The sequence below is a fragment of the Longimicrobium sp. genome, from assembly GCF_036280135.1.
Taxonomy (GTDB): Bacteria; Gemmatimonadota; Gemmatimonadetes; order Longimicrobiales; family Longimicrobiaceae; genus Longimicrobium.
Map to the genome: position 1 here is coordinate 1 of NZ_DASURI010000597.1, position 3,897 is coordinate 3,897.

Annotated in this window: 4 protein-coding genes; all 4 read left to right on the forward strand. The window is 69.3% G+C overall.

Going from position 1 to position 3,897, the window contains the following annotated elements:
* Positions 1-986, forward strand: a 986-nt coding sequence (locus tag VFZ20_RS19255) for an AAA family ATPase (RefSeq protein WP_329685558.1), incomplete at its 5' end; no start/stop codon positions are given.
* Positions 987-1,683: 697 nt separating this feature from the next.
* Entirely contained in the window at positions 1,684-1,986 is a 303-nt protein-coding gene (locus VFZ20_RS19260) for a pinensin family lanthipeptide (protein ID WP_329685559.1), read from the forward strand.
* 83 nt (positions 1,987-2,069) lie between these two features.
* A complete protein-coding gene (locus VFZ20_RS19265) occupies positions 2,070-2,372 on the forward strand; it encodes a hypothetical protein (RefSeq protein WP_329685560.1) in 303 nt (100 codons plus the stop codon).
* A 447-nt stretch (positions 2,373-2,819) separates the two neighbouring features.
* Positions 2,820-3,881 carry a 3-deoxy-7-phosphoheptulonate synthase gene (gene aroF / locus VFZ20_RS19270; RefSeq protein WP_349264108.1) on the forward strand — a complete coding sequence of 354 codons (1,062 nt, stop codon included), beginning with the start codon at positions 2,820-2,822 and terminating at the stop codon, positions 3,879-3,881.
* Positions 3,882-3,897 lie beyond the last annotated feature (16 nt).

The following is a 3,897-nucleotide window of genomic DNA, read 5'->3' on the forward strand; positions in this document are numbered from 1 at the left end:
CCGGCCTGCGCGACCGCGCGGGCGACGAGGTGCAGGACCTGTTCGCCGAGCGCGACCGCGAGGCGGGGATGCTGCAGAACCTGGATGCGCGCCTGGGCGAGCTGGAGCGCGAGGCCACGCACGCGGAGGAGCGCGCCCGCGTGGCCCGCCGGCGCGAGAGCGACGCGTCCGAGGGCCGGCACCGGCTGGAGCTGGAGCGTGCCGACCAGGAGAGCCGCCTGGCGCGCACGGTGGAGCGCGTGGAGGTGGAGTGGGGCCGCCCGTGGGACGTGCTCCTCTCCCAGGCCGCCCCCGTGGAGGAAGGCGAGCCGGACGCGTGGCGCAAGGAGGTGCGCGAGGTGGCGCAGGCCGTGGACGCGCTGGGCCCCATCAACATGCTGGCCGTGCAGGAGCACGAGGAAGAGGACACGCGCCTGCGCTTTCTGCTGGAGCAGCAGGCGGACCTGAACAAGGCCCGCGACGACCTGTCGTCCGCCATCCGGCAGATCAACAAGACGGCGAAGGAAGTGTTCATGGGCACCTTCAACACGGTGCGCGAAAACTTCCATCGCACGTTCCAGTCGCTGTTCCAGGGCGGCGAGTGCGACGTGTGGCTCACCGAGCCCGACGATCCGCTGGAGTCTCCCATCGAGATCCAGGCGTCGCCGCGGGGCAAGAAGACGCAGCGCATCCACCTGCTGAGCGGCGGCGAGCGTACGCTCACGGCCATGTCGCTGCTCTTTGCCATCTACCTCGTCAAGCCGTCGCCGTTCTGCCTGTTCGACGAGGTGGACGCGCCCCTGGACGAGAACAACGTGGGCCGCTTCATCCAGCTGCTCAACGACTTCAAGCACCAGACGCAGTTCATCGTCATCACGCACAACCCGCGGACCATGGAGTCGGCGGACTGGATCTACGGCGTGACGATGGAAGAGCCCGGCGTCTCCACCATCGTGGGCGTGGAGCTGGAAGGCGCCTGGTCCTACGGCGACCAGCGCGTCGCCTGATCCCGACGTCCCGGGGCGGACGGGCTCTCACGCGAATCCGCATCGATCCCGCACATCCGGGCTGATTCCCGAGAGGGCGTTGCCGAACCAGCCTTTCAACGGAGGCCCAGGGAGCGTCATCCTGAGGGAGCGCCGCGCGTAACGTGAACACGCGCGGGACTTTGGCGCGACCGAAGGATCTTGTGTCCAAACCACGGGGCCGGCCTCATGCCTGGAAGCCGGCCCCGAGTCTCGCACACAAGATCCTTCGTCGCCGCCATGGAACGAGCGCGAATCAGGTTTGCGCGGCGGCTCCTCAGGATGACGCTTTCGAGCGCGGGGCTTGGCAACCCCTTGAGGGAGCGCCCGCAGAGCTCGTCCGTTCACGAATCCACGGGCGACCGAAGGATCTCCTTCGCGAAGCAGGGACTTCGCTGCTGGGCTAGGACCTTGCCCGCGACGGAAGATCCTTCGGGGCCGCACGCATCCGGCGCGGTCGAGGTCCGTGAGGGCCCTCAGGAAATCAACGGTTCGAGGCGCGGCGTTCTCACATGCGTTGGCACACTCAATTCAGGACGTGAATTTGCATATGATCTCTCGGTCTCCCCGCCCCGCCCTCCAGCGGAGCGAGAGATCGCGCGCGGGCGGCGGAATGCGGGACGTACCGTCGGCGCCATGGCGAGCGAGTCATCCCCGTCCTCACACCGGAGAAACGACGATGAAGAAGCTGAGCCTGAACCTGGACGAGCTGTCGGTGGAGAGCTTCGACACCTCCGTCAACGACGCCGACCTGCGCGGCACCGTGCACGGCCACGTGACCTGGCAGTACAACGGCTGCACGGCCGCGCAGCCCTGCAACCCGTCGTCCAGCCCCGACTACACCGAAGAGCGCACCTGTGACGACGCCACCTGCGCCTACTCGTGCGACTACTCGTGCGGCGGCACCTGCTACGACAGCTGCAACTGCCCCACCCTGGTGAACACCTGCTGGGAGACGTGCCAGCGCACCATCCCCTGCTGATCCGCCGCTGACGACGCGCATTCCGCCCCACCGGCGCGCGGCCTCTCCGCGCGCCCATCCCCACCCCAACCCCGGAGCAAGCGATGAAGAAGCTGAGCCTGGACCTGGACACGCTGTCGGTGGAGACGTTCGAGACGGCGGCGGGCGCAACGGAGCGCGGCACCGTGCACGGGCACGGACCCACCTGGCCCTACAACGGCTGCACCGCCAACGAGCCGTGCCTGCCCGTGTCGCACCCGGACCACACGGTGGACTACACCTGCGACGACTACAGCTGCTGGAACACCTGCCAGCAGTCGTGCGGCGGCAGCTGCTACGCCAGCTGCACCTGCCCCACCATGGTGAACACCTGCGCCGAGACCTGCCAGCCCACCGTGCCCTGCTGAGCCGGTGCGTCCCGTCCGTCCGGCGACACGGGCGCGCGGGTTCCTCGTGACCCGCGCGCCCGTGTCGTTCCTCTCCAGCCGGGCGGGGATCCACCTGCCGGTCGCGCCCATTCCGCCAGCGGACGCACGGGCAGCGGTGGACCGGCGGGGCCCCACCCAAAGGCCGGACAAGGCGCGGGAAGGGCGGAAACCGTCGACGCCGTCCACTCGGGGCGCCCGGGAAAGCACGCGGCGGGCGACGGTGGGCCCGACGCGTTGACACAATCGCTTAAAGACGTAAATTTCAGGCACCTCCCTTTCACCTGGCCTGCCCACGCGGATGGAGCCGCGCCCTTCCGCGACCCTCGCGGGCCCGCGCGCCGGCCCCGTACGGAGTGGACTTCCCCGCCCGGCTTGGGTAGATTCCAGGCGTACATCCGGCGTTTTCCCCAATCGGAAATCAGTACCATGCTGGTCGTCATGAGACACGACGCGACGGCGCGCGACATCGACGCCGTCGTTGACACCATCCGCGAGATGGGATACGACGCCCGCCCCATCCCGGGCAAGCAGCGCACCGCCATCGGCCTCATCGGCAACGACGGCAAGGTGAACGCGGACCGCATCGAGGCGCTCAACGGCGTGCTGGAGATCATCCACGTCTCCCAGCCGTACAAGCAGGTGTCGCGCGAGTGGAAGGAAGAGGCCACCGTGATCACCCTGGACAACGGCACGCGCATCGGCGCGGGCGAGGTTGCGGTGATGGCGGGCCCCTGCTCGGTGGAGGGCGAGGCGCAGATCATCGGCATCGCGCACCGGCTGCGCGACCAGGGCGCCACCATCCTGCGCGGCGGGGCCTACAAGCCGCGCACGTCGCCGTACTCGTTCCAGGGGATGGGCGTGGACGGCCTCAAGCTGCTGGCCCGCGCCCGCGAAGAGACGGGGATGGCCATTGTTACCGAGGCCATCGACGCCGACAGCCTGGACCGCGTGGCCGAGTACGCCGACATCGTGCAGATCGGCGCGCGCAACATGCAGAACTTCTCGCTGCTGCGCCGTGCGGGCCGCGCCGGCAAGCCGGTGCTGCTCAAGCGCGGCATGGCGGCCACCATCAAGGACCTGCTGCTGAGCGCCGAGTACCTGCTGGCCGAGGGCAACGGCAACGTCATCCTGTGCGAGCGGGGCGTGCGCGGCTTTGACACGCACACGCGCAACCTGCTGGACCTCACGGCCATCCCGGTGGTCAAGTCGCTGTCGCACCTGCCCATCATCGCCGACCCCAGCCACGGCACGGGCATTCGCTCCAAGGTCATCCCCATGGCGCGCGCCGCCGTGGCCGCCGGCGCCGACGGGCTCATGATCGAGGTGCACCCGGACCCGGAGCGCGCCATGAGCGACGGGGCGCAGTCGCTGTACCCCGACCAGTTCGCGGAGATGATGGAGCAGATCTCCGTCATCGCCCACGCCATCGGCCGCAGCCTGGTGCCGCCGCTCGTCCCCGTGGAGGAAGGTGTCCCCCAGCTCGCCTGACCCGCGCCCGTCCCGG